General features: G+C 50.0%; 20 protein-coding genes. 5 read left to right on the top strand and 15 right to left on the bottom strand.

Translation table 11 applies throughout. The annotated features are described in order from the left end of the window. Window positions 1–135: 135 nt before the first annotated feature. Complete coding sequence (locus EDC56_RS04025) at window positions 136–2,172, bottom strand: NADPH-dependent 2,4-dienoyl-CoA reductase (RefSeq protein WP_123711205.1); 2,037 nt, start codon at window positions 2,170–2,172, stop codon at window positions 136–138. A 127-nt stretch (window positions 2,173–2,299) separates the two neighbouring features. Here EDC56_RS04025 and EDC56_RS04020 point away from each other — a divergent pair, with 127 nt between their 5' ends. Continuing rightward, entirely contained in the window at window positions 2,300–2,911 is a 612-nt protein-coding gene (locus tag EDC56_RS04020; RefSeq protein ID WP_123711204.1) for a TetR/AcrR family transcriptional regulator, read from the top strand. 88 nt (window positions 2,912–2,999) lie between these two features. Continuing rightward, window positions 3,000–3,830, top strand: coding sequence for a tRNA cyclic N6-threonylcarbamoyladenosine(37) synthase TcdA (gene tcdA, locus EDC56_RS04015; protein ID WP_123711203.1), 831 nt, complete (start codon window positions 3,000–3,002; stop codon window positions 3,828–3,830). Window positions 3,831–3,855: 25 nt separating this feature from the next. Here the strand turns inward: tcdA and EDC56_RS04010 are convergent, their stop codons facing one another. The 3 genes from EDC56_RS04010 to EDC56_RS04000 form a co-directional block, all read right to left on the bottom strand. Next, window positions 3,856–4,740, bottom strand: a complete 885-nt coding sequence (locus EDC56_RS04010; protein WP_123711202.1) for a putative ATP-dependent zinc protease — start codon at window positions 4,738–4,740, stop codon at window positions 3,856–3,858. A 119-nt stretch (window positions 4,741–4,859) separates the two neighbouring features. Then, a complete protein-coding gene (locus tag EDC56_RS04005) occupies window positions 4,860–5,330 on the bottom strand; it encodes a SufE family protein (protein ID WP_123711201.1) in 471 nt (156 codons plus the stop codon). Further along, entirely contained in the window at window positions 5,327–6,562 is a 1,236-nt protein-coding gene (locus tag EDC56_RS04000; protein WP_123711200.1) for an aminotransferase class V-fold PLP-dependent enzyme, read from the bottom strand. The genes EDC56_RS04005 and EDC56_RS04000 overlap by 4 nt, the downstream gene beginning before the upstream one ends. A 234-nt stretch (window positions 6,563–6,796) precedes the next feature. Between EDC56_RS04000 and EDC56_RS03995 the strand changes: the two genes are divergently transcribed. Continuing rightward, the gene (locus EDC56_RS03995; protein ID WP_123711199.1) at window positions 6,797–9,157 is read left to right on the top strand and encodes a hybrid sensor histidine kinase/response regulator; all 2,361 of its coding nucleotides are present in this window, start codon (window positions 6,797–6,799) and stop codon (window positions 9,155–9,157) included. Window positions 9,158–9,230: 73 nt separating this feature from the next. Here the strand turns inward: EDC56_RS03995 and EDC56_RS03990 are convergent, their stop codons facing one another. Then, the gene (locus tag EDC56_RS03990) at window positions 9,231–10,667 is read right to left on the bottom strand and encodes an aspartate kinase (protein WP_123711198.1); all 1,437 of its coding nucleotides are present in this window, start codon (window positions 10,665–10,667) and stop codon (window positions 9,231–9,233) included. A 320-nt stretch (window positions 10,668–10,987) separates the two neighbouring features. Next, window positions 10,988–13,234 (bottom strand): TonB-dependent receptor, encoded by a 2,247-nt coding sequence (locus tag EDC56_RS03985; protein WP_123711197.1) that lies wholly within the window; start codon window positions 13,232–13,234, stop codon window positions 10,988–10,990. A 603-nt stretch (window positions 13,235–13,837) separates the two neighbouring features. Between EDC56_RS03985 and EDC56_RS03980 the strand changes: the two genes are divergently transcribed. Further along, entirely contained in the window at window positions 13,838–14,671 is an 834-nt protein-coding gene (locus EDC56_RS03980; protein ID WP_123711196.1) for an SDR family NAD(P)-dependent oxidoreductase, read from the top strand. Between the two features lie 85 nt (window positions 14,672–14,756). On the opposite strand, the gene EDC56_RS03975 is transcribed toward EDC56_RS03980, so the two are convergent. From EDC56_RS03975 to hemN, 4 genes are all read right to left on the bottom strand, one after another. Continuing rightward, on the bottom strand, window positions 14,757–15,134 hold the full coding sequence (locus tag EDC56_RS03975; RefSeq protein ID WP_123711195.1) for a hypothetical protein: 378 nt from the start codon (window positions 15,132–15,134) through the stop codon (window positions 14,757–14,759). Between the two features lie 117 nt (window positions 15,135–15,251). Further along, window positions 15,252–15,788: a hypothetical protein gene (locus EDC56_RS03970; RefSeq protein WP_211333550.1), complete on the bottom strand. Its 537-nt coding sequence runs from the start codon at window positions 15,786–15,788 to the stop codon at window positions 15,252–15,254. A gap of 248 nt (window positions 15,789–16,036) precedes the next feature. Next, the gene (fnr, locus tag EDC56_RS03965) at window positions 16,037–16,798 is read right to left on the bottom strand and encodes a fumarate/nitrate reduction transcriptional regulator Fnr (protein ID WP_245980640.1); all 762 of its coding nucleotides are present in this window, start codon (window positions 16,796–16,798) and stop codon (window positions 16,037–16,039) included. Window positions 16,799–16,919: 121 nt separating this feature from the next. Beyond that, the gene (hemN, locus tag EDC56_RS03960; protein WP_123711194.1) at window positions 16,920–18,317 is read right to left on the bottom strand and encodes an oxygen-independent coproporphyrinogen III oxidase; all 1,398 of its coding nucleotides are present in this window, start codon (window positions 18,315–18,317) and stop codon (window positions 16,920–16,922) included. 319 nt (window positions 18,318–18,636) lie between these two features. Between hemN and EDC56_RS03955 the strand changes: the two genes are divergently transcribed. After that, window positions 18,637–19,308 carry an OmpW/AlkL family protein gene (locus tag EDC56_RS03955; RefSeq protein WP_123711767.1) on the top strand — a complete coding sequence of 224 codons (672 nt, stop codon included), beginning with the start codon at window positions 18,637–18,639 and terminating at the stop codon, window positions 19,306–19,308. A gap of 276 nt (window positions 19,309–19,584) precedes the next feature. Here the strand turns inward: EDC56_RS03955 and EDC56_RS03950 are convergent, their stop codons facing one another. The 5 genes from EDC56_RS03950 to ccoG are packed head-to-tail and all read right to left on the bottom strand — an operon-like array spanning window position 19,585 to window position 24,936. Further along, complete coding sequence (locus tag EDC56_RS03950; RefSeq protein ID WP_123711193.1) at window positions 19,585–20,361, bottom strand: sulfite exporter TauE/SafE family protein; 777 nt, start codon at window positions 20,359–20,361, stop codon at window positions 19,585–19,587. 32 nt (window positions 20,362–20,393) lie between these two features. Continuing rightward, a complete protein-coding gene (gene ccoS, locus EDC56_RS03945) occupies window positions 20,394–20,555 on the bottom strand; it encodes a cbb3-type cytochrome oxidase assembly protein CcoS (protein WP_123711192.1) in 162 nt (53 codons plus the stop codon). 23 nt (window positions 20,556–20,578) lie between these two features. Next, window positions 20,579–22,984 (bottom strand): heavy metal translocating P-type ATPase, encoded by a 2,406-nt coding sequence (locus EDC56_RS03940; RefSeq protein ID WP_123711191.1) that lies wholly within the window; start codon window positions 22,982–22,984, stop codon window positions 20,579–20,581. Window positions 22,985–22,990: 6 nt separating this feature from the next. After that, window positions 22,991–23,512, bottom strand: coding sequence for a FixH family protein (locus tag EDC56_RS03935; protein WP_123711190.1), 522 nt, complete (start codon window positions 23,510–23,512; stop codon window positions 22,991–22,993). A gap of 8 nt (window positions 23,513–23,520) precedes the next feature. After that, complete coding sequence (ccoG, locus tag EDC56_RS03930) at window positions 23,521–24,936, bottom strand: cytochrome c oxidase accessory protein CcoG (protein WP_123711189.1); 1,416 nt, start codon at window positions 24,934–24,936, stop codon at window positions 23,521–23,523. Window positions 24,937–24,999 lie beyond the last annotated feature (63 nt).

Genomic DNA, 24,999 nt, shown 5'->3' with positions numbered 1-24,999 from the left:
CCTAGATACAGTTAGTTGTAGGGCGAGTTTAGCTTTAAGCTGGCTCGCTTTTTTTATGGCTCTATCATGGCTCATCAAAAATAGCTTATCGAAAGAGGGAGGCCTCTCAAGAAGAGAGAGGCCTAGTCGCTATAGTTACAGTGTTGCGGCGAGGCGCGTTCCCTGGTCGATTGCACGCTTAGCGTCGAGCTCTGCAGCCACATCGGCTCCGCCAATGAGATGGTGAGGTTTCTCTAGGCCATCGACTAGCTCGCGTAGCGGGTCTTGGCCTGCGCAGATGATAATGTTATCCACAGGTAGGACTTGTGCTTCACCGGCAACATTCAGGTGTAAACCATTATCGTCTATCTTGACGTACTCGCAGCTATTGAGCATCTTTACACCGGCCATCTTGAGGCCTGTGCGATGAATCCAGCCGGTGGTCTTGCCGAGGCCAGCACCGACTTTGGAGTCTTTGCGCTGTAGCAGGTAGACCTCGCGGGCGGGCGTTGGCAGCTGTGGCTGCATGCCTTCGACACCACCGCGGGCTTGGAAGGTCATATCGACGCCCCACTGTGCCATGAAGGCAGGAATGTCTTGACTGGTGGCAACGTGGCTGCTGTCGTGGGTTAAGTATTCACTGACATCAAAGCCGATACCGCCGGCGCCGATAACAGCGACGCGCTTGCCGACCGCTTTTTTGTCGCGCAATACATCGAGGTAATTGAGTACCTTGGGGTGATCGACGCCGTCGATAGGCGGGGTGCGTGGGGTGATGCCGGTGGCGATGACGACCTCATCAAAGTCGCCCTCATTGAGGTCGCTGGCGGTCACGCTGGTGTTGAGTTTAAGTTCAACCTGCGTCTGCTTAATGCGGTTACCAAAGTAGCGAATAGTCTCGTAGAACTCTTCTTTTCCCGGCACCTGCTTCGCGACATTGAACTGGCCGCCGATATTAGCCGCCCGATCAAAGAGCGTTACCTGGTGGCCTCGTTCTGCGGCCGCAGTGGCGCATGAGAGCCCGGCCGGACCAGCACCGATAACGGCGATCTTTTTGACGTTGGTGACAGGGATCAGGTTGAGTTCTGTTTCGTGGCAGGCGCGTGGATTGACTAAGCAGCTGGTCATCTTCATGCTGAAAACGTGATCCAGGCAGGCCTGGTTACAGCCGATGCAGGTGTTAATCAGTTCACTCTGTCCCGCCGCCGCTTTGTTGACGAATTCAGGGTCGGCGAGGAATGGGCGAGCCATGGAAACCATGTCGGCGTCACCGCGGGCGAGCACTTGTTCGGCGACATCGGGTGTATTAATACGGTTGGAGGTAATCAGTGGGATGGATAACTCTTGTTTGAAGCGGGCCGTGACCCAAGTGAAGGCGGCGCGAGGCACCTTGGTGGCGATGGTCGGGATGCGCGCCTCATGCCAGCCAATGCCGGTGTTGATCAGTGTGGCACCTGCCTTTTCGATCTCCTTGCCCAGCTCGACAACCTCATCGAAGCTGCTGCCACCTTCAACAAGGTCGAGCATTGATAGACGGTAGATGATGATGAAGGCCTCACCGACAGCTTCGCGTACACGGCGCACCACGTCGATGGGGAGGCGGATGCGGTTTTGGTAGCTGCCGCCCCAGGCATCATCACGATGGTTGGTGCGCTGGGCGATAAATTGATTAAGGAAGTAGCCCTCTGAGCCCATGATTTCAACGCCGTCGTAACCGGCTTCTTGTGCCATCTTAGCGGTGAAAATGAAGTCCTGAGTCTGCTTTTCTATTTCTTCGGCAGTTAACGGGTGTGGCGTAAAGAAGTTGATAGGTGCTTTGATTGCAGAGGGACCAACGAGTTTCTCGCTCATGGCGTAGCGGCCAGTGTGTAAGATCTGCATGCAGATCTTACCGTCCTCGGCATGTACGGCATCGGTGATGACTCGATGATTGGCGATGTCTTCATCGCTGTTGATTAGCTTGGTGTGCTCATGGGTAGAGCCTTCGACGTTAGGGCCAAAGCCACCGGTGACGATGAGTCCTACACCGCCACGCGCCCGCTCGGCAAAGTAGGCGGCCATACGCACGTGACCACCGGGTGCCTCCTCGAGGCCGGTATGCATCGAGCCCATTAAACTACGGTTTTTGAGCGTGGTAAAACCGAGATCTAGTGGCTGTAGCAGGTGTGGGTAGTGCGAGTCGGCGGTTGTCATCGGGGGTCTCTCTCCATTAATAGTCGTTGATTGACTAGGCGACGCTTCGATTAGCGTTCTATGCCATAATGTCATCACCATAAACTTCAATTTTGACACTGTCAAGATTGGCTGCTAAATTGAGCCTATGACAACCATAAAGAAAACATACCATCATGGGGATCTACGCCGCAGCCTCCTCGATGAGGCGGTTGAGATGATCGATGAACTTGGCTTCGAAGGCATTAGTATGCGTAAGCTTGCTGATCGAGTGGGGGTGTCGCGTACAGCACTTTATCATCACTTTGATAGTAAGCAGGCGTTACTCTGTGCGGTAGCAGAGGATGGGTTTATTCACTATACCGAGATCCTCGGGCGGGTCGCTCGCTTAAGTAGTGGTTGCCATGAGCTGCGTATGCGAGCCTATGTCGCCGCCTATATTGACTTTGCGATGGAGCATTCTGCCTACTATGACTTAATGTTTGGTCGAGAAATTTGGAAGCAGGCAGCAGCATCGGACTCCTTGAAAGAGGTGTCATATGCAGCGTTTAAAGGCTTTGTTAAGACGGTTGAGCAGTGGCAGCGAGAGGGTGTGCTACCGATGACTGCCGATGCGTTGCGTTACTCCCAGGTCGTCTGGGCCTGTTTACATGGTTTGAGCCGACTGCTTATTGATGGCATCTATGTGGATAGAGGTGCACGTGAGGGAATGATTGATATGGCAACGCAGATATTGATTCAGAATTTAGGTAAGGATTAGCCACAGCGTTGGCCCTTATTGGTGGTGCTGTGCTATCTGGGTATAATGCCGCTCATTCCGGTGACTCTTCTCTAAATGGTGTGATGTGATGGTGGACTCTTATCAGCAGCGGTTCGGCGGCATCGGCCGCCTCTATGGCAAAGATAGTGCAGCTTTGTTCTTGCGCTCGCACGTCTGCGTGGTCGGTATTGGTGGCGTGGGGTCCTGGGCTGCGGAAGCATTAGCACGTAGTGGTATTGGTACGATTACCTTGATCGATATGGATGATATATGCGTCACCAATACTAATCGGCAGATACATGCTCTTGTCGACACGATTGGTCAATCTAAGGTTGAGGTGATGGCGGCACGTATCAGGCAGATCAACCCTGAGTGTGATGTCCGTGTGATCGATGATTTTATCACTGAGGATACGCTCTTTGAGTATATCGATAAGCGTTATGACTATGTTCTAGACGCTATCGATAGTGCCAATAATAAAGCGCGTTTAATCGCTCACTGTAAGCGCCAGAAAGTGGGGATTGTGACAACGGGGGCAGCAGGTGGGCAGATCGACCCAACACAGATTACTGTTGTCGACCTCACCAAGACCGTCAACGACCCGTTAGCCAAAAAGGTAAAGGGATTACTTCGCCGACACTACAACTTCAGCAAGACGCGAAACTTTTCTGTCCCCTGTGTTTATTCAACGGAGAAGTTACGTTATCCGCAGCCCGATGGCTCGGCCTGTGATACCAAGGCGGTCATGCAAGACGGGGTGCGTTTAGATTGTTCCGGAGGCTTCGGCGCGGCGACGGTAGTCACGGCGAGTTTTGCCTTTGCGGCGGTGGCTAAGATTTTGGAGAAGCTGATGCTGAAAGACGCTTTGAGAAAGCAAGAGGCGTTGAAAAAGAAGGAAGAGCAAAGCGCAGCAAAGTAGCGGCTCTGCTCTTATTTATGGCCTTCTAGTCGTTAACATCGACGATGACATTACGGCCAATCCAGTCGCGACCAATGAGTAACATGTAAGTGAGCTTAGAGCGGTCGCGGAGGTTGATGTTGAGAATCTCCGTCTCACCTTGCCACTTGATCTTGAGTGGAACTTTGTAGCGATATTCAGTGCCGAGCGCGTTGGTGATGTCGACTACTTTGGCGATAGTGGTGTGCACGGTTATTGAGTGCCCATCAGCGTTGATCAGGTCGAAGCTAATCTTCTTGCCGATGTTATCGAGCATGCTCGGCGACTCGTTGCTGATGCGGATGTTATGGGCGTTAATCGAGGTTGAGGCGGCCCCTGTATCGATGCGAGCTTCGAATTCGAGGTCGTTTTCGATAAGGAAGTTCGATATTTCGCCGATGGTTCGCTTCGGGTTGACATCGACAACGGCATTGCTATCCAGCCAGTCCCGACCAATCAATAGCTTATAGTTCATGTTTGAGCGATCGCGCAAATTGGCGTCGACAGAGCTGGTGACACCGTTCCAGGTCAGCTGTAAGGGTACGAGGTAGCGTGATTCTCTACCTTGTGGCGTCTTGATTAGGATGACTTTTTGAATGCGGGCTCGCTGCCGGCTTTCTTTTCCCTTGGCGTTGATAATCGTAAACTCAACTTCTTTACCGACGTTATCACGCATTTTAGCTGCGCCATCAATGACTTTGATGTCGCTGGCATTTATCGAGGTACGTGAGGCTCCAGTATCAATACGGGCTCGAAATACTGTATGGCCGTCCACGAGGAAGTTGGCGGTAGAGCCGATTACGGGCTTGCTTACTGTCTGCTCAGCGGGGCCTGCATAGGTAAAGTGGCTGCAAAGTAAAGAAAAAAGGATCATAAGGCGGGGCAGAGGCATATTCACTCCGTAGTGACGCGGGTTGCTCGATAATTATAGAGCACCAAGTCTATTCATTCGAAATGCTATTGCTATAGGTATTTACGATTATAGCGGCTTCACTTCTTGATCTGGGGGGGTTATTGAACGCTATTTTTGATCGTTTCAATGATGCTGGCTAGGCCATTGCTGCGTGAGGGTGTCAGATGCTTCTCTAAAGACAGCTGACGGAAGTAATCCGGTAGATCGAAGCTGAGTATTGCCTCGGTACTTTTACCTTGAAGCGCACATATAACTGCTGCGATTAGTCCTTTGACGATTCTGGCACGGCTATCGGCGAGTATATAGTAGTGTTCTTTATATTGGGCCACGACCAGCCATACATCACTTTCGCAGCCATGAATCTCGGATTCAGGGGTTCGAAGCTCGGTGGGTAGTGGAGGGAGTTGTTTGCCGAGCTGCATGATGATGCGGTAGCGAGACTCCCAGTCGGGGCAGTTATTCATCTGCGTGATCAGTTGGCTGTCGTTGATTGTTTGGCCGAGTGGAGATTGCTGCGCCAGGGCCGCTAGCTGCCCCGAAGCTGATGGTTGAGTGATTAGGTGTGTCATAACAATAACTCACAAGCTTTATGGACGGCAGTAACGAGAGCGTTAACGTCGTCCTCGTTGTTATAGAGGGCAAAGGATGCGCGTACGGTGCCGGTAAGGTTGAGCGAGGTCATCAAGGGTTGTGTGCAGTGGTGGCCGCTACGAACGGCGACACCCTGCTCATCTAACAGAGTTGCTATGTCACTAGGCTCGCAGCCATCTATTAGGAAAGAAAACAAACTGCCCTGAACTTTAGGTTCACCAATAATGTTGATGCCCTCAATGTCGGCAAGCTGAGTTTTTGCGCTACTGCATAGTTTTTGCTCATAACGTAAGACCTGCTGTCGGTCGATGCTACTGAGGTAATCAATGGCGGCGCCGAGCCCAATGATGGCGCTAATGTTTGGTGTGCCGGCCTCCAGGCGATAGGGCAGCTGATTATATTGAACCTTCTCAAAGCTAACCGTTTTGATCATTTCACCGCCGCCTTGCCAAGGCGGTAGAAGGTTTAATAATGGATATTTTCCCCACAAGATACCACTACCCGTTGGTGCGTACATTTTATGACCAGAAAACAGGTAAAAGTCACAGCCAATCTCTTGTACATCAATGTCGAGGTGGGCACATGCCTGCGCACCGTCGATGGCGACGAGGCTACTGTTGGCGTGTGCTAATCGTGTAAGCTCTTTGATAGGGTTGATAGTGCCAAGGGTGTTTGATACGTGAGTGAGGCTGACCAGGCGTGTGCGTGGGCCGAGGAGCGCTTGGTAATGGGGAATTGAGAGGTCGCCATTGCAGTCTAGGGGGATAACTTTTATCACTAGCCCTAGACGCTCTGCCAGCATTTGCCAGGGGACAATGTTGGCGTGGTGCTCTAACGTTGAGAGGATTACCTCGTCGCCTTCCTGCCAGCGTTGACCCTCAACATAGGGAAGGGTGTTGGCGAGTAAGTTAAAACCTTCGGTCGTGCCGCTAGTAAAAATGACCTCATTGCTTTCATTGGCGCCAATAAAATCCGCGACTTTGTCACGACAGTCCTCATAAGCACTGGTTGACCGGGCAGAAAGGGTGTGGGCGGCACGGTGTACATTGGCGTTATAGTGCCGATAGTACTGCTCTATTGCGTCAATAACGCATTGTGGCTTTTGACTGGTGGCGGCACTATCTAGATAACTTAACCTGTTAACATCACAGGACGGTTGGTCGATAAGGGGGAAGTGGTGACGCCATGGGTTAGGTGTTGAATGAGGCATTGGCAGATCGGTGTGATTTAAGTATGGAGATGAATGATAACAAGAAATGGGTATAGGTATGTAGATTAGTGGCGAGTTATCAATTTTGCATGGTCGATTTGAATAAAGGCATGAGTATGATAGATTTGCTAAGAGGCTATTTTTTATCTCCTTTAATTAAGCTGCTTAACCAGCTTGTATAATAATTATAAGCCAACTTTTGGTGATTGCTTTGGGTGAGGAGTACCCGTTATCGTGCCTATAGTCAGTACCTTAGTTCGAGCACTCGGTGTATTAATTTCTCTATTTTATATCGTCACAGCCAGTGCGGAACAACAACCTGAGCCCCTTGTTTTTGATGCTGCCGTACAAGATACCGGCTACTTAGCTGTTGGTAATAAAGTGCGTTATTTCCCTGAAATCGAGACTTTACAAGCGAGGGAGGTGTTTGCACGCTCGGAATCACTACCGTGGCAGGTTGCTCTCGATGAGAATGTAGCGCTTGGTTCGGTTAATAATGTGCAGTGGTTTGAGGTGAGCTTGGTTACTAAGGATGTGTTAACGGAGCCCTGGGTGCTAGGGGTCAGGAATGGCAATGTTAACCATGCTCAGCTCACTATTATTCGTGATGGTGAGGTCGTTAGTCAGTTAAGTCTAGGGTTATTGGAGGCTTTCTCTAAGCGGCCGATTCGTCATACGGATCTTTACTACCCTTTTAACCTAGAGCCAAATAGCCACTATACATTCCTCTTTCGCGTTGAGCATCAAGGTTTCTTAGATTTACCGCTGGTCTTTAGTTCTGAGCGTAAGTTGCTTAATACGATTTCTGAACTGCGGTTTGTTCGAGGTATGTATTACGGCACCGTATTGATTATGGTGTTATTTAACCTATTTCTATGGCTGTCGACGGGTCAGTCGGCCTACTTTTTTTATGTCTTGTTTATTACTTCTGTTGGTATGTTGATCGGCGTGGCAGAGGGTGTGGCGTTTGAATATTTATGGCCGGATAACATGTGGTTTAACCACTATGCACTCGGTGTTTTCACTGGGGCGCCGGTGTTAACGGCGGTATTGTTTACTATTTTCTTTCTTGATTTGCAGCGCAAGCGTAATGGGAGCTTTTATTTACTGTGTTTTTTGGCGTTATTAAGTCTTGCTAGTACTTGTAGTAGCGTATTCCTGCCGATGAATCTCAGTCACTCTTTCGGTGCTATTGTCGCGTTGATCGCTTTTCCATCACTATTATGTGTCGGCGCCTACAGCTGGTATAACGGTAGCTTTTATGCCCGCTACTTTACTTTGGCGTGGTTGCTGTTATGCATTCTAGCTTCGCTGGTATCGTCGGCAGCACTGGATATGGATATTGTGGAAATGAATAATGTCTGGGTATGGCTGCGTGTCAGCAGTATTACTGAGATGGTGTTATTAGCCTTTGCGTTGGCGGCGAGAATTAATCATATCAGCCTGAAAGAAGAGGAAGCGCGAGCTGAAAGTAATGCGAAGAGTGAATTTATCGCCCATGTTAGCCATGAACTAAGGACACCGATGAACGGTATCTTAGGTATGTCTGAATTGTTGCGTGAACGCTTAACCGACCCTGTGCAGCGTCATTATAATGATGTTATTTACCAGTCAGGGCAGTCGCTACTAGGTGTTATTAGTGAGATCTTAGACTCGGCAAAGATCGATGCGAATAAATCTGAGTTAAATCATGATCCCTTTAACTTACATGAACTCGCACATGATGTGCTGTTTGTTATTGAGGCTCAGGCAATAACTAAGGGGGTAGATATTGTTTGCCGAGTTGAGGATGACGTTCCGGAGTATGTTATTGGCGACGCTCAGAGGGTGTGGCAGGTCGCGAGTAACCTGTTAAATAATGCGATTAAGTTTACTGCCGGTGGTCACGTCGTGCTGAGGTTGAGCATGCAAGGAGCGCGGGTGAAATTCAATGTCGAGGATACCGGCACGGGGATTGATAAGGCTGATCAGCAGAAGTTATTTGCGCCGTTCGAGCAGGGAGGTGCAGATGTGCATCATCGCCTTGGTGGGACGGGGCTGGGTTTGTATATCTGTAATAAGTTGGTGCAGATGATGGGTGGGGAGATCGCCTTTAGTAGTACCCAAGGTGTCGGTTCTAATTTCTGGTTTGTATTACCGCTAACGCCGACCTGTCTGATGAGTAGTGTCGATGATATGGAGCAGAGGGGGGCACTCGCACGACCGGGGGCGGCTCGGCTAAGCGTGTTGGTTGCAGAGGATAATAAAGTTAATCAATTGGTTATACAGAAAATGTTAGAGAAGAATAACCATCAGGTAACGATTGTTGAAAATGGGCGTAAAGCGGTAGAAATGTATAAAAGCAGGCATGAAAGCTTTCAGTTAGTCTTGATGGATTGTGAGATGCCGGTGCTTGATGGCTATTGTGCAACGGAGCAGATTCGCCGGTTTGAGCGTCAACAAGGTGTGGCGAGAAAGCCTATTGTAGCGTTTACCGCCCATGCACTGCCGGAGCACACTCAGCGCTGTTATGCCAGCGGAATGGATGAAGTGATGGCTAAGCCGATTAGCGAGCCGATCATTCAGCAGGTGATAGAGCGTATTAAGCGCAATTAACTGAGGGAATCACAAAGCTTACGTTAGTTAGCTAAACCTTGTGTTCCTTAAGTCATTACAGCTTTAGGTGTATTTATGCGGCACAGATGGCTACGCCGTGGTTGTGTACCTCAACTAACGCGCTGTGCAAGCTTTGTACAGCCTGGTCATAATCGCTCTCCTCGAGAATAAACTGCATATCAACCTGACGCATGGATTGATGCATGGCAAGCACCGAGATGTTGGTTGAGGCAATAGCACGAACAGCCTGTGCCAGTATGCCGGGAACCTTCATATTGCTGCCAATTGCAGAGACAACAGCCACTTTTCGTACATTATACTCGGCGTCGGGGTAAAGCTTTTCGAGGGCTGCCTGAATGCGTTTGACCGTTTTTAGGTTGGTTGAGAGGTAGTGCGTGATGGTGTTGGCGTTGATATCTTTGGTGACGATATCGCCCTTGTACTGCTTGATTGTGGCGAGAATATCGCGATCATATTGATCGAGGGACCCCATCATCTCTTGATCAAATAGCTCTAGCGCATAGACACCTTTACAGCCGGCGATAATCTCTACGCAGGGCTTTGTGCTCACATAATCGTCGGTGATCAGGGTGCCAGTGTGCAGTGGGTCGAAGGTGTTTTTAACGCGTAGAGGAATAGATTGCTGACGCATGCCCTTGGCGGCTTTGGGGTGAATAGCCTCCATGCCGAGGTTGGCCAGTTGGTCGGCGACATCGTAATTAGTGCGGCCGATAGGGACGGCCTTGCTCTCAGAGACGAGGCGAGGATCGGCACTACTGAGGTGGTATTCTTTGTGAATAACGGCCTCCTTCGCTTCGGTGAGTACAGCGATGCGACTGAAGGTCATCTCACTGTAGCCGCGATCGAAACTTGCCATTAACCCCTCGGCACTATGGGTGTAACCGGTGACAATAGGTAGCTGGGTTTGTAGGTCTATATCCTTAAAAGCAAGCAGTATGCGCTCGTCTAAAGGGAGATGCTGAGGCGTGTTCCAGCCACTGAGGTCGACGAAGACGGCGTTAACATCGTCACGCTGTAGCAGTTTGGCGGTGTTATAGGCGCTGTGTGCCTCGCCGATACTTGCTAGCATCTCGCGGACCGTTAATAGGTGCGCTTCGAGATCGAAGTGACCGTGTGCACAGAGGTTTTGTAAGTCGAGCAGGCAGCGTTCAGCGTCGTCTAGGCGTTCACCGAGGAACTGGTTAGCTTCTGCGAGCAATTGAGTCTCGCCAAATAAGTCGAGGTTGATCTGTTGCATTTTGCCGCGAAGCTGCTCAAGAGCTGTCTCCCAGCTTTCGTTACTTTGGCTGGTGCGAAAAAGGCCAAAGACCCCTGGCTGACCGGACTTTTTGTGTTCGAGTAACGCGTCAGTAATACCGCCATAGGCTGAGACGACAAAAACCCGCTGGTACAGATTGCCATCAACGGGCTGCAGAATAATATTGTCGCGTATGGCCTCGTAGTGACTCATGGAGGTGCCGCCGATTTTTTCTACTGTATGTTGATTCATGCTTTAGATCGCTTTTAAGAGACGTTTTCACTGCTGCGCTATGGTTTTTCAGACTTTTACAACAAAGACCCACTGGTATTCGTCTCTTTATCGCTACTGATTTAAGATGAATGTGTATCTTGTTGCAGGTTAACCATGCACTGTTTTCTACCTGCATCAACGGTTGATGAGGCTGTTATGATCGCTGATGGTATCAGAGTTCTTGTGTTTTTGCTTGTCAGTGGGAGGAGGGCGAGGCATTTCCACTAAAGGCTTGTTTCTGGGCTCGCCCGAAAGCAGGACCGCGACGTTGAGTCGCGGTGGTTGGGAAGGGGATATGTTTAGAAGCTGAGGCGAACGCCTGCTTCTAGCGAACGACCAGTCTCGGGTGCAACATCACGTAAGAAGGAGGTTGCATTGCGAATCTCCTCATTACTGAGATTCTTGGCCCGAAGGAATAATAGGGTCTCTAGCTTGGCACTGTTGATCGTATAGTTGATGCCAGCATCGACGCGAGTATAGGCATCTGTTTCCTCTTCATAAAGACCAGGCTTGCCTTGTTTGCTGGCGTGAGTCAGGCGAAGGTAGCTACCCCATTGTTGGTGGTGGAAGTTGAGAATGCCACCAATACGGAAGGGCGGGAGCCGAGGCACGTCGTTGCCGTCCGCTGTTTCGCCCTTGACCACGTCGGCAAACATATCAAGATCCCAAAGACCGACTATATCGCTATCCGCCAAGATAACGTTGCTGCTAACTTCTATGCCGGTGAATGTCGCATCTTGTTGTTCGTAATGATAAATGTCTTCGTGATCATGATCGTCGTGGCCGGCCTCTTTCTGCAGGTAGATATAGTCACTGAAATCGTTGTAGAAGAGCGTAATATCACCGCTTATACGCGCTAATTTCCAGCGTAATGATAGGTCGATGTTATTTGACGTTTCGGTATTCAATTCATCGTTGCCGATTTGAATATTACCTGTGGCACCGTGGACGATGTTGTGCCCCTCAACGTTCGAGTAGAGCTCGTCAATGCTCGGTGCTCGCTCTGAATGGGAGAGGGCAATAGCTGTGCTCCAGTGTTGGTTAAACTGCCAAACGCTGGAGGCGGATGCGCTGTAACTGGTGAAGTCTCGGTCCTTCGCCAAGCCGCTATCGCTGTCGAAACTGTCGAAGTCGACGCGAGCGCCGAGCTCATGGATCCAGTCTCCCACTTCTAAGCTTTCGATGACGAAGAGTCCATGGGATTGGTTAGCTGTTTCGGGGACTAAATGCTCACTGTGTGACTTGGCCTCGAAGCTGCGTTTAAGGTTCTGCATGCCGATAGCACCTTGCCAGCCGTCGCCGAGGCTATGGGAGGCTTCTAAGCGATTCTCCCAGCTGTTGCTCGTGTAGTGCGCCGCTTTGCTCTTTCCTTCAAGCTCAAAGTGCTCGTAGTCCGTGTGAGTAAGATGCCACTTAAGCTTATTTGCCCAAGCTTGCTCTAAACGGTATTCAGCGGCGATATCATAACGAGTTTGTTTTATGTCGATAGTAATGTCGTCGTCATGGTCGTCATGGTCGTCATGGTCGTCATGGTCGTCGTGATGGCCGTGTTCATGTTCATCGTCATGGTCGTCATGATGGCCGTGTTCATCGTCATGGTCGTCATGATGGCCGTGTTCATCGTCATGGTCGTCATGATGGCCGTGTTCATCGTCATGGTCGTCGTGATGGTCGTGTTCATCGTCATGCCCGTCGTGGTGCTCATCTTCGTCGCCATGCCCACCGTGAAAGTGACCACCTTCAGGGATGCCGTAATTACTTTCTAGTTGGCTAATTGATAGGCCCAAATAGCCTTTATCAAACAGACGTGAAAAGCCTGCGGTTACGTTTTTGCTGCGACCGTTACTGTTGTTAATTTGCTCGTGATGGCTGCCGTGATCATCATGATCACCCTTGATCGGGTCCACAGGGACATCGAGATCATCCCAATCGCGGTAAACACCGTCTAAATGCCAGGCCCAGTTCTTGTTGCCACCTTCGAGCTTAACAATGCTGGTGGCACCGTCTGAGGCAGAGTCATAGCGTTGCTCAAGGGTGCCGGTAAAACCGTCGATAGCCTTGCTTGGAATACGGTTGTCGATGACATTGATGACGCCACCAATGGCGCCACCGCCATAAAGTAATGTCGAGGGGCCGCGTAGCACTTCAATTGACTCAGCGAGTACGGGTTCGATAGTGACGGCGTGATCAGGGCCGGAGCTCGCCGCGTCGACATTGCCAGTGCTGTTTTGCAAGACGCGAACTCGCGAGCCTTGCTGCCCGCGAATGATAGGTTGCCCAACGCCGGGGCCGAAGCTTGAATTGGCGATGCCGGGGGTGGCGGCGAGCGTCTCACCTAGCGTGTTGGTGGCTTTGCGATGAAGTTCTTCGCCGTTGAGTAGCGTAACAGGAAGAGCCGTTTGCGCCTTATTGCGCAGAATGGAGCCAGAAACAATGACCTCTTCTATTTGTGACGACTTACTCTCGTCGACCTCAGCAAAGCCGGTAGGGCTTTGTAAGAGTAGGGGAGTAGCGGCGGCTATAGCGGTATAAATCTTATTATTCATTAACGAATACCTATCTCTACGTGCTGCTGTCAGTTAAGGGACGGCAGTTTGTAGCGTATTAATAATTGCACAGCGAGAAACATTTCTTAAGCGCAAGGAGGCCTTGGCCAGCCTTATGGCGAGCTAGTTTCTGCAGTTATTTACGTCTTTTGCTTTATTTAAGGTAAAAGATCTTATTGGGGCGGGGCGCGGATATGAAACGAGCTGCTGCAACGTGAAACGTTAGCGCTAATAAAGCTTGTTACAGGGGGGTGGAGGTAGTGTGAGGCAAGCTGAGTAACAGGTAGGCTGTTTACGGCGGCTGTTAGTACGCCATGAACACTCAGGCAGAGGGTGTAATCGTGGTGGTTATGATGGCTTTCGGCATTGTGCTGGTGATGTACCGCAAATAGCTGGGCACCGAGCAGGGTGCTCAGTAGTACGAATGTTAGCCATTTGTTTTTTTGTAGTAGGTACACGTATGATGACATCAAAAGTTTATTATTATCGACAATTGTAAAGCCTTTATCGGCAAAAACAATATGTGTCGGCTGAGTCCTAGTGTTATAGCAAATCCTTTGTCGATTGCTTAGTCCTAGTGTCTTTATACATGGGTGGTGTTACATGGATTTTACGAATAAAACAATTTGGATAACTGGTGCCTCTAGCGGCATTGGGGCGGAGCTAGCCGTACAGCTGAGTGGTTTTGCCAAACGGTTGATCTTGTCGGGACGTGATGAGGAGAAGCTGAAGGTTGTTCGTCAGCGCTGTCAGACACCCTGTGAACAAGTTGTATTTGCTTTTGATCTTGAAGGCTTGACGCCATCAAGTGGAGATTTTGAGGTGTTGTGGGAGGAGATTGATGGGGTTGATATATTAATTAATAGCGGAGGTATAAGTCAGCGTTCAAAGGCGATGGATTGTATCGAGGAGGTCGACCGCCGGCTCATGGAGGTGAATTACTTTGGTACAGTGAGCCTCACTAAGTGGGTGGTAAATAAGTGGTTACAGCAGCCCCCAGCATTGCTCGAAAGGCGCCCAAGGGGAGAGGTGGTTACGTTGGCCAGTGTATCGGGAAAAATTGGCGCACCGATGCGCTCTGGTTATTGTGCCTCTAAACACGCGATTATTGGCTATATGGACTGCCTTCGCCCTGAGCTGGCTGGGGCAGGTATAAATATTCACGTCGTTAGTCCTGGTTGGGTAAGAACGGCGATTGCTGAAAATGCGTTAGCAGGTGACGCTCGATGTTACAACCGCAAGGACCGAGATACAGAAGGTGGTATTGCTGTTGAAAAGTTTGTTGTACAAATGATTGGGCAGTTAAAAAAAGGGCGCAAGGATATAGTCATTGCAGAAGGGAGGGCTCGTTTAGGGTATCACCTCAGGCGGTTATTCCCGGAAACCTTCCACACATTGTTGAATAGAATATATCGACATCAAGATGATGAGCACTGATTAAAGTAAGGTGTTGTTCGCGTCGAATGCTACTGTTCCTTGGGTGAGAAGAGTTGATGGTGCGGGTTGTTAAGTAGCACTTTTGCTAGGCAACGATAGGAGCTATACGGTGCTGGATACTGATCGGTATGTACATTTCCCAAGAGTTAAAGGCGTCACAGTTCAGTCTTATGGTGATATTGCCTTCAATTTTTACCGGTAATGTGAAACGCCATTGACCACGGCAGTCCGGGATGTTCAATGTTTTGGAGTGTTTGTCTAGTTTGACGATGTAGTATTCTTTTTTTTCGTATTCAAGGGTGTTGTTTAGTATGAGCTCGATTTGTTGTGTGAGGCGAAAGTGGAGGCTGTGGGAACCGATAGAGGCAAAGCATTGCGTAGGCGTGTTGAGTAGAAATAATAATAGCAATAAGCGCGTTGGATTGAGTGCCGATAGTGTTTTTATCGTGATAATTGACCCCATGCTGCACTCCCTGCAATAGCGTTGATTAATATGTTAAGCGATGGCTCGTTACAGCTGGTTTAATGATGCGCCCTATAGTGTTTCAGTCTGCCGGATGTAAAGAGAAAGGTGTCTGTGCTATTTTCGCCGTTCGCTAGAAGCCTTTATCGGCTGTTTTATCGGTCGTCTAGTTTCACCGACAAGTCTGCGATAACAGTTGATAAAGGTTGTTTTATCTTGTAACGGACCGTGCTCGAATAGCTGGGCCCATAATTCACCCATGCTACTGACGTCTTCATCAATTGGCAGGTTGTTCGTTTCATTGTGGTACTGATAGATCATCCAAGCGATAGCGGTACTATAGGAAAGGTTTGTACGAAGTTCGATATCAGGGGATGTTAGGAAGTGGTGCTGACTGGCTAGGCCGCGCACCTTACTGGCGAGATTAGGTCTGAATGCAAGATAGTTATCCCATACCTCCCGGTGAGCTTGCGGGGTAATTTGGAAAAGGCCTAGGCCATCTGGCATGGAGTGGTGGCTATGGCTAAGACTAAAGTGGGACTCGAGTGCCGCGGTCCCCAATAGTAACTTTACCGCTCCTTCAGACTCGACATCCAAGGCGCTGAGGGTCGGGCGAATAACGTAGTGCTCTAATTCTTCGGCTGATAGACTCATAATAAACGATGCCATTAACGTCCCTAGTGTGGGTCGGTCAAACCTACCGCTTAAAAATAGCATAGTCAGCGAAAATACAAGGCGCTAGCTGGGGTGATGAAATAATTACAAAATAATTTGGAGTCAATTAATGCTGGTGTATTGCTGAGTGTAATTATAATGCGTGTTGTAAGAAATTCGGTTGTCAGTAGGCATAAAAAAGCGCCGACTATAAAGTATAGACGACGCCTTTGGTTGACCTGTTGCGGTTAGGCTTCTGAGGTGACGATGCCGCGCAGTTGATCGATGTCGAGAATGGTGATCTCTTTGTTGTTTACCTCTAGTGTTCCGTTCTTCTGGAAGCGGCTAAATACACGACTGACAGTTTCAACCGTTAGACCCAGATAGTTGCCGATATCGGTGCGTGACATAGGCAGGCGGAATGAAGTCGGGGAGAGTTTGCGTGCAGCGTTGCGGTCAGAGATCGATAAGATCAGGGCGCTAATACGCTCTTCAGCAGTGTTTTTGCTAAGCAGAGTGATCAGCTGTTGATCTTGAATGATCTCTTGGCTCATGAGTGAGAAGAGGTGGCGCTGCATGCTTGGGAAGCGAGAGCTCAGTGCTTCTGCGTCCTCGAATGGGATCTCACAAATGGCTGCAGTTTCGAGTGCTTTAGCTGAAACGCTGTGCTTGTTTTGGCTGATCCCGTCGAGGCCGATAATTTCGCCTGGGAAATAGAAGCCTGTAACCTGCTCTTTTCCGTCATCTGTTAGACGATAGGCTTTAACGAAGCCAGAGCGGATGGCATAGATAGCGGTGAAATTATCATTCTCACGAAATACGTGCTCGCCTTTACGTAAAGGCTTGTTGCGATGAATGACGCGATCAAGAGAATCAAGATCGGGCTCTTGAAGAGCAATAGGTAGGCAAATGCTATTAAGGCGACAGTTACCGCACTTAGTCTGGAATGCGCTTCGGCAAGAAACAGGATTGTTTTTTTCCGAGAGGTTTTCAGCCATAATCTGTTGCATTTTTTCTCCTTCTTCATATCTAAGTTGCCTTAAACGGCTAAATAGTACTGAAGTATCTTTGTAGAATAGTGACAAATATTGCGCTGCTGATGGCAGAGCCATCAGCAGCGCTAAAATTGTTCTACATGGCTTTGGAGAATTTTGTCCCCCCAGCGTTGTTTTTGCTGAGGTACTCGTCAAATACCATGCAGATCTGTCGTAACATTAATCGACCGGTGTCAGTTACCGTAATTAATGCGTCGCTGAGTTCGATCAAACCATCTTCTTCGAACTCGCTTAAGCGAGGCATTAAGTAATTGAACTCTTCATCAAATTTAATACTGAAGAGTAGTTCAATATCTTGTATGTTCAATGCTAGTCGGCAGGCGAGAGACATGATGATCTCTCTATGCAGGGTATTTTTTACAGTAAGAGGGTAACCTTTAACAATAGGTAATTTCCCGCTGTTGACAAGGCGATAGTATTCTGTCAGATCTTTACTGTTTTGCGAGTAAGTGTCTGAAAACGATGTGATTGAAGACGACCCTAATCCTATTAAATCTGTTGCCAGACAGGTCGAATATCCCTGGAAATTTCTCTGTAAGCGTCCGTTAAAGCGTGCTTTTGCGAGTTCATCGTCCGGTTTTACAAAGTGGTCCATCCCAATGTATTCGTAGCCAGCATCGGTTAATGTGTTGCCGATGTGCTCCATGATGGCTAGCTTTTCCTGTCCAGTAGGAAGAGTGAGGCGATCAATGGAACGTTGGGTCTTAAATCGCTCCGGCAGATGGGCATAGTTGTAAACTGACAATCTGTCGGGGTTAAGTGCGATAACCGTTGCTAGGGTCTGTGTGAATGATGCAACTGATTGGTGGGGTAAACCATAAATCAGATCAAAACTTATAGAGTCAAAGCGATACTGACGAATGGACTTAAGAAGATCTTGAACCATGTCAACGCTTTGTTCGCGATTGATAGCCTTCTGTACCGGTGGGTGGAAGTCTTGAATACCAAGGCTAACTCGATTGAAACCGAGCCCTTTGAGCAGTGAAATATACTCGTCGTCGACCGTACGCGGGTCGAGCTCGATGGAGTATTCTCGGCTGTCGGCGGTACTCAGATTAAAGTGGCGACCGAGCGATACCATGAGCTCGGTCAGTTCGCTGGTCGACAAAAAAGTCGGGGTGCCACCACCGAAATGAAGCTGGGTGACGGGACGGTTAGCGTGTATCTCGCCGCGTAAGGCGATCTCTTTCTTCAGGTGTTCCAGGTATTCACGTGCCTTCGACTTATCGCGGGTGACTACTTTATTACAAGCGCAGTAATAGCAGATGTTCTCGCAGAAAGGGATGTGAATATAAAGCGAGATGGGGGCGATGCTACTCTTTTCGTTGGTAGCGACCTGCATATATTGTTCGTGAGCAAAGTCGTCGTGAAAGAGGTTCGCGGTAGGGTAGGAGGTGTAGCGCGGTCCAGAGACGTCGTACTTTTTGATGAGGGCGTGATCCCAGTGGATCGCGGCGTGATTCTCAATAGACATGACTCATTCCCGTGTAAAACTGAAGGTGGACCTACTCTTGGCCTATTATCTGGGCTGAGGTCGGCGGTGTGTATGCGCTGCGTCAACAATGCACTTCTTTAACGAAACGCTAACAGTTGGTCATTTTTGCCGTTTTATTCGTCTAAACGGACGATCCACAGACACTTATAAAGTGTTAAGGTTTCCTTCAATTCGACGAACAGCTGTTAACTTTGATGCAGCACAAGATCGCCTACAAAATGTAGGGGTATTATCTTACTATACGTTTTATAAAATTCTAACCCACTGTTTCATATTAAATTTGATAAGGATGAAGAACATGAGTTTTAACGTCAAAGCGCTACTGATGAGCGCCGCCGTTGCCGCCGTTGTTGCCCCTGCCGCTCAGGCTTTAGAGGGTGGTGATATGATCGTGCGTTTTGGTGCTGTTAAGGTTGCTCCTAATGTCGATAGTGGTCCGGTATCGTTAAATGGCGCTCCTACATTTAAGGGCGTAGAAGTGAGTGATGATACTCAATTTGGTATTTCCGGCACCTATATGTTGGCACCTACCGTGGGTATCGAGCTGTTAGCTGCGACACCGTTTGAGCATGACATTACCTTAGAAGAGGGCGTTAAGGTCGGTTCAACCAAGCACCTGCCGCCGACGTTGAGCGTGCAGTACTACCCGCTAGGTGCCAGCCAGAGTAAGTGGCAGCCATACTTGGGGCTAGGTGTTAACTACACCACTTTCTTCAGCGAGAGTGTTGACCCTGAGTTGGAAGCAGCATTGGGCGCTCCGGCGGAAATGGAGTTAGATGACTCGTGGGGCTTGGCTGGGCAGGTCGGTGTCGATTACTACATCAATGATAAATGGTTGATCAACGCGTCGGCAATGTATGCTGACATTAATACCTCGGCAACCATCACGGCTGATAATGGTAACGTTGCTAAGGTCGATGCCGACTTGGACCCTTGGGTTTATCGTTTGAATGTTGGTTATAAGTTCTAAGATACTTAAGCTTTAAGTATTAAGGCTAAATCACCGCGGAGTTATTTGGGCGGTGATTTAGTGCTGATTACGGTTGTTACAAGTTTGTAGTTACAAGCTATAGAAACAATGGTGATCTTTTAGAATGTTTTAGATCTAACAGGAAGTTTACTAAAGCGTGTAGATAGCGCTATAAATAGGTCTGTACCGATAAGTTATCTTCTTTTGGTACACCATCTCGGTCTCCTCTATGCCGCCGCTTAGTCTTCTCTAGCGGCGGTTTTATCTTTTTGGCTGTTAGCCGCACTTCATCATACCGCCGCACTTCATCATGCCGCCGCACTTCATCTCGCCCGCTCGTTTCATTGATGGTTCATCATTCCCGCTCATGTTTGTCATCGAGTGATTCATCGAGACGAATGATAGGGTTAACAGCCCCATGGCAACAATTAATAGACCGGCAATAATGCGTAGCCAGCGTTTCTGCATCCAGTGTTTGACGCTTTGGGAAAAGAGTGTCGTTGTCAGCATGACCGGCAGGGTACCAAGGCCGAAGCAGAACATGAGCCAAGATGACTGTAGCGCGGAGCCGCTACTGACGGCCCATATAAGGGCGCTATAGACGAGCCCGCAGGGAAGCCAGCCCCAGAGTCCGCCAAGGCAGAAAGCGCTGGAGGCTGTTTTTACGGGGATGAAGCGACGAGTGAGAGGCTGTATTTTTTTCCACGCTATTTTGCCGACACCTTCGATATGGGTGATGAGGCTGCCGAAGCCTGCAATATACAGCCCCATCAGAATCAATAAAACTGCTGCGGCAATGCGCATGACTTTGCTAACAGCGCTGAACTGGTCGTGAGCTAAGGCGCCGAATAGGCCAAATAATAAGCCGATTATGGCGTAGCTTAATACGCGGCCGCTATTGAAGCTTAGCGCCAGTAAAAAGCTTCGTTTAGCTTCTTGAGCTGGATTAGCTAGGCCAAAGCCAGCGCTGATGCCGCCACACATGCCTACGCAGTGGCTACTACCAAACAGCCCTAGACCTAGAGCGGCGACAGTCGATATGGGTTCTAACATGGGATTACTCGTGGGGGTTAAATCAAGGGGGATCAGTTTTGCTTGTCTTTGGGCTGGTCGTCGTCGAATAAAATGCGCTGCCCTTCGCGGTCTAAGTCGTCGTATTGGTCACTATCTACAGCCCAGAAAAAGGCCTTGATACCCAGTGCGGCGAAGGCGAGGGCAATGGGGATGAGAATGTACATGCTTTCCATAAATAGCGCCTTGATATATAGGGTTAATCTTCTTGCTTTAGTAATCGTAGGGCATTGCCAACAACAATCAGTGAGCTCAGCGACATACCGATGACGGCGATATACGGCGGGATTAGGCCTGCAGCAGCAAGCGGCACAGTGAGCACATTATACCCCAGTGACCAGGCAAAGTTTTGACGAATGATTTTCTTGCTTCGCTCGGCAGTGCGGATGAGCTTGATGATGTTGCTGAGATTGTTGTTCATCAGCATGCAGTCAGCGCTAGTGCGGGCGAGATCGGCGGCCTGGGTCATGGCAATAGAGACGTCGGCACCTGCGAGGACGGGGACATCGTTGATACCATCGCCGATCATAGTGATGTGGCGCCCTTGTTGCTGTCGCTGTTCGATATAACGCAGCTTGTCAGCTGGGCTTTGTGCGCCATGAGCCTCCCTAATGGCGAGGGCGTTGGCGACGATTTGCACGGCGTTAGACGGGTCGCCTGAGAGCAGTACCACTTCCTTGCCCATTGTTTGCAAGGCTTGGATCGTTGTGGAAGCTTCGGCGCGGATATAATCATCGAGGTCAAAGTGGGCGATGAGCTGCCGTTCGTCGGCAAGGTAGATGCGCTGGTAGTTGCTGTCGTTACAGGGAAGATCGAGTTCACCTAGCGACTGTTCAATAAAGGCGAGGCAGCCGATGCGGTAACGAGTGTCGTTCACAGTACCTGAGATACCCTTGCTGGCGACAATATCGATGTCGTGAGCAGTAAGCTCCCCGCCCGTATTGGCAAATGCCTTAGCAACCGGATGGTTGGAGTGCTCTTCCAGGGCGGCGGCAACATATAGGGCGATGTTTTCATCGTGCGAGCCGTTGCCATAATGATGCTGTGCAACGCGTTGAAGGCTGCCTGATGTAAGGGTGCCAGTCTTATCAAAAACAATGATGTCGCTTTTGATGAGGCTCTCTAATACGTGGCCTCTGCTAATGAGTAAACCACGTTCGCGCAGGCTCGCGGTAGCTGCGGTTAGCGTGGTTGGAGTGGCTAGGGATAGGGCACAAGGGCAGCTTACGACGAGTACGGAGAGGGCGACCCAGAGTGCTTGCTCCGGGGCGTGAAAATACCAAAAAATATAGACACCAACGCTGATGATCAACACCTGCGCGACAAACATACTGGAGAGGCGGTCGGCAAGTTTAGCGATCGCAGGTTTCTGTTGTTGGGCGCGATCGAGTAGACGGTCGATTGTTGCGAGCTGGGAGTCGTCGCCGATGGCATCAATACGAAGCTGTAGGGTGTTGTCGGTGTTGATGCTGCCGGCGACGACGGCATCTCCAAGGACTTTATCAACAGGTAGATATTCACCGCTGAGACTGGACTCATCGACGGCGCTGGCGCCTGCGATGATCGTGCCGTCAGCGGGGATGCGCTCGCCCGCTTTAACGACAATAACCTGGCCGACCTCGAGCTGTTTGACAGCAATTTGTGCGAGCTTGCCGTCGTCAGTGAGTAGCCACGCGGCTTGCGGCATGTGGGACTGTACGTCGGCGACGCTGCGGCGATTAAAGTGCCGAGCTCGCAGTTCGAGGTAGCGGCCCAACAGTAAGAAGAAAGTAAACATCGATACGGAATCGAAGTAGACGTCGCCGGTACCGCGCCAGGTTGCCCAACAGCTAGCGACATAGGCAAGGCCGATGGCGAGGGCAACGGGAACATCCATGGTTAAGCTACGTGTGGTGATGGCGCGCCAGGCGTTGATGAAGAAGGGTTTGGCTGCGGCAATTATGACCACGGTGGCGACGAGAGCGCTGACGATGCGTAAAAAGTCACGCTGCTCGTCGGCTATGCCCTGGAGGCTTCCCGCATGTAGGGCGATAGCGTACATGCCGACTTGCATCATGCCGATGCCGGCAATACCAAGACGACGTAGGGCGGTGTTGTTCTCGGCTTTGAGTAGGTCTTCCTCACCACTACTGCTGAATGGCGAGGGTGTATAGCCGATGTTGGTAATGGCGTTGAAGATTGCGCTGAGCGGCACAGTCTCTTCATCGTAGTCGATAAGAAGCCGATGCTGAGTGAGGTTAACGGTAGCTTGTTCGACGCCATCAATACTGTTGAGGCGCTGTTCTATCAGCCAAACGCAGGCGGCACAGCTGATGCCGCCGAGGCTGATGCGAGCGGTTTGACCGCCCTTGCGGTGGCTAACAAAGCCCTCTTGGAACTCCGCTTGGTCAAAGAGGGTGTAGTTATGCTCTCCTGTGTCTGCTAGCTCGGAGAAGTTATCTCTATGTCGGTAGTAGTCTTCTAAACCGCCGCCGATGATGGTCTCTGCAACTGCGAGGCAGCCTGGGCAGCAAAAGTCCTGCTGTTGACCTTCGTAGACCAGCTGAAAGCGCGTGTTTTTCGGCACAGGTAGGCCACAGTGGAAGCAGTCGCGCGGCTCAGTCACGGGAGGTTAGAGCGAGCGGTCGGTGAGGGTGATGTGTTCTTGTTGGCTAAGGTCGACCTCGCCTTTGATATTCCACATCTTCATGCTGGCCTCATCCATGCCTTCTAGACCGATATACCACCGTTGCGCGGGGATGCCTTCCGTTGAGCGGTAGATATTGTCGGCACCGCGGGTAGCGATAATCGTAGTGTCTTTTGTGGCGTCAGTAGGGTGCTGAAAAGCGATAACAATATTGACGGGTTTGGTATGAATGCGCCCCTTGAGGTCGATGGTGATCATCTCGTCAGTAAAGCGCATGTCGGCATTGATATCGAGCTGATCGGCTAGCCTTTCTGCCGACAACTCTTCGTTAATGGCTAGGCCGTCCTTGTAGTAGTTGGTGCGTACTAGGTCAGGCTTTTGCTCCATGGCAACGTAAACGAGGTGTAGGCTGGCGACGACGGCGGTCGCCGGCAGCGCAATAATAAACCAAGGCCAAAACTGTTTGAACCAAGGTTGATCGTCTTCATGTTTACGTAATGTAGCCATATTCTTTGTTATCTCCAACTTGGTCCAGTGAAGCGACTCTCGCGTTCGGCGCTGATGTCTTCGTCGCGGCTGTCGCGCACGGTGAAGGTGACGTCCATACTTTTATCTTCGAGTAAGCTGGGGTCAAGCTCAAGTCGAACGGGGACTTGTGCAACTTCCCCGCTTTCTATGGACACTTCTTTCTCACCGATATATTTAGCGCCTTTAAGGCCTTCAATGCCAAGAATATAGTGCCCAGCATGTTGACTCATATTGATGACCTTCAGCGTATAGCTATTTTCGATCATACCCTCGTTGGTTTGAAAGAAGAGGCGAGAGCGATCGCGCTCGATGTCAATTTGTAAGGGGATGCGAGTTGCGATGGCGGTGATGAATAGAGCGATTATCAGTGTAATTGCACCGGCGTAGATAAATAGTCTCGGGCGCAGTAAATGGGTCTTTTTGCCGGCGAGGGCATTTTCTGTGGTGTAGCGGATCAAGCCGCGCTGGTAGTTCATCTTGTCCATGATAGAGTCGCAGGCATCGATACAGAGTGCGCAGGTTATGCACTGGTATTGTAGGCCGTTGCGAATATCGATGCCGGTAGGGCAGACTTGCACACACAGTTTGCAGTCGATGCAGTCGCCTTTTTTCTTTTCGCCGGTGAGCGGGTCCAGCTCGTCTTTCTCGCGTTTTCTTGCGCCGCGTGGTTCGCCGCGAGCGGTGTCATAACTGACGACGAGGGTGTCACTGTCGAACATGACCGATTGAAAGCGAGCATAGGGGCAAATATGCATACAAACAGCTTCGCGTAACCAGCCAGCGTTGATATAGGTAGCTAGGAGGAAGAACATAACCCAGGCATAGCTCCAGAGCTCCGCGTCGGCGAGAAAGAGGTCGGGGACGAGCTGTTTAATCGGCGTGAAGTAGCCGACGAAGGTTGCGCCAGTGATAAATGAGAAGCCAATCCACATGGCATGCTTGGCGAGCTTGCGAGTAAACTTGTTGACGCTCATCGGCTGCTTGTCGAGCTTGATGCGCTGATTGCGGCTACCTTCTGCGAGCTCTTCGGCCCACATAAAAATAGAAGTCCACACTGTCTGCGGACAAGTGTAACCACACCAAACTCGGCCTGCATACATGGTGACGGCGAAAAGCGAGAGTGCAGCAATAATAAGCAGCCAGCCGAGTAGGTAGAAGTCTTGCGGCCAAAAGGTAATGCCAAGGATGTGAAACTGCCGTGCGGGTAGATCAAATAAGACGATCTGTCTGCCGTCCCAATTCAGCCAGGGTAGAAAGAAGAAGCCAAGTAATAACGGCCAGCCAGTGTAGACGCGAAGCTTTTGATAGAAGCCTTCGATTGATCGAGGGTAGACTTTACCGGTGGTGTGTAAGTGTTCGAAGGGATCAACTTCGACGGCATTGATTTGATCGTCTTTATTCATTGGCTTGTACTCAACAACTGCAGAGGGACTGCTGAAAGGGCGGTGACGGCCATTAGGGTACTG

It is taken from the genome of Sinobacterium caligoides, assembly GCF_003752585.1.
GTDB classification, from domain to species: domain Bacteria; phylum Pseudomonadota; class Gammaproteobacteria; order Pseudomonadales; family Sinobacteriaceae; genus Sinobacterium; species Sinobacterium caligoides.
This window is presented reverse-complemented; position numbering and strand designations above follow the sequence as displayed.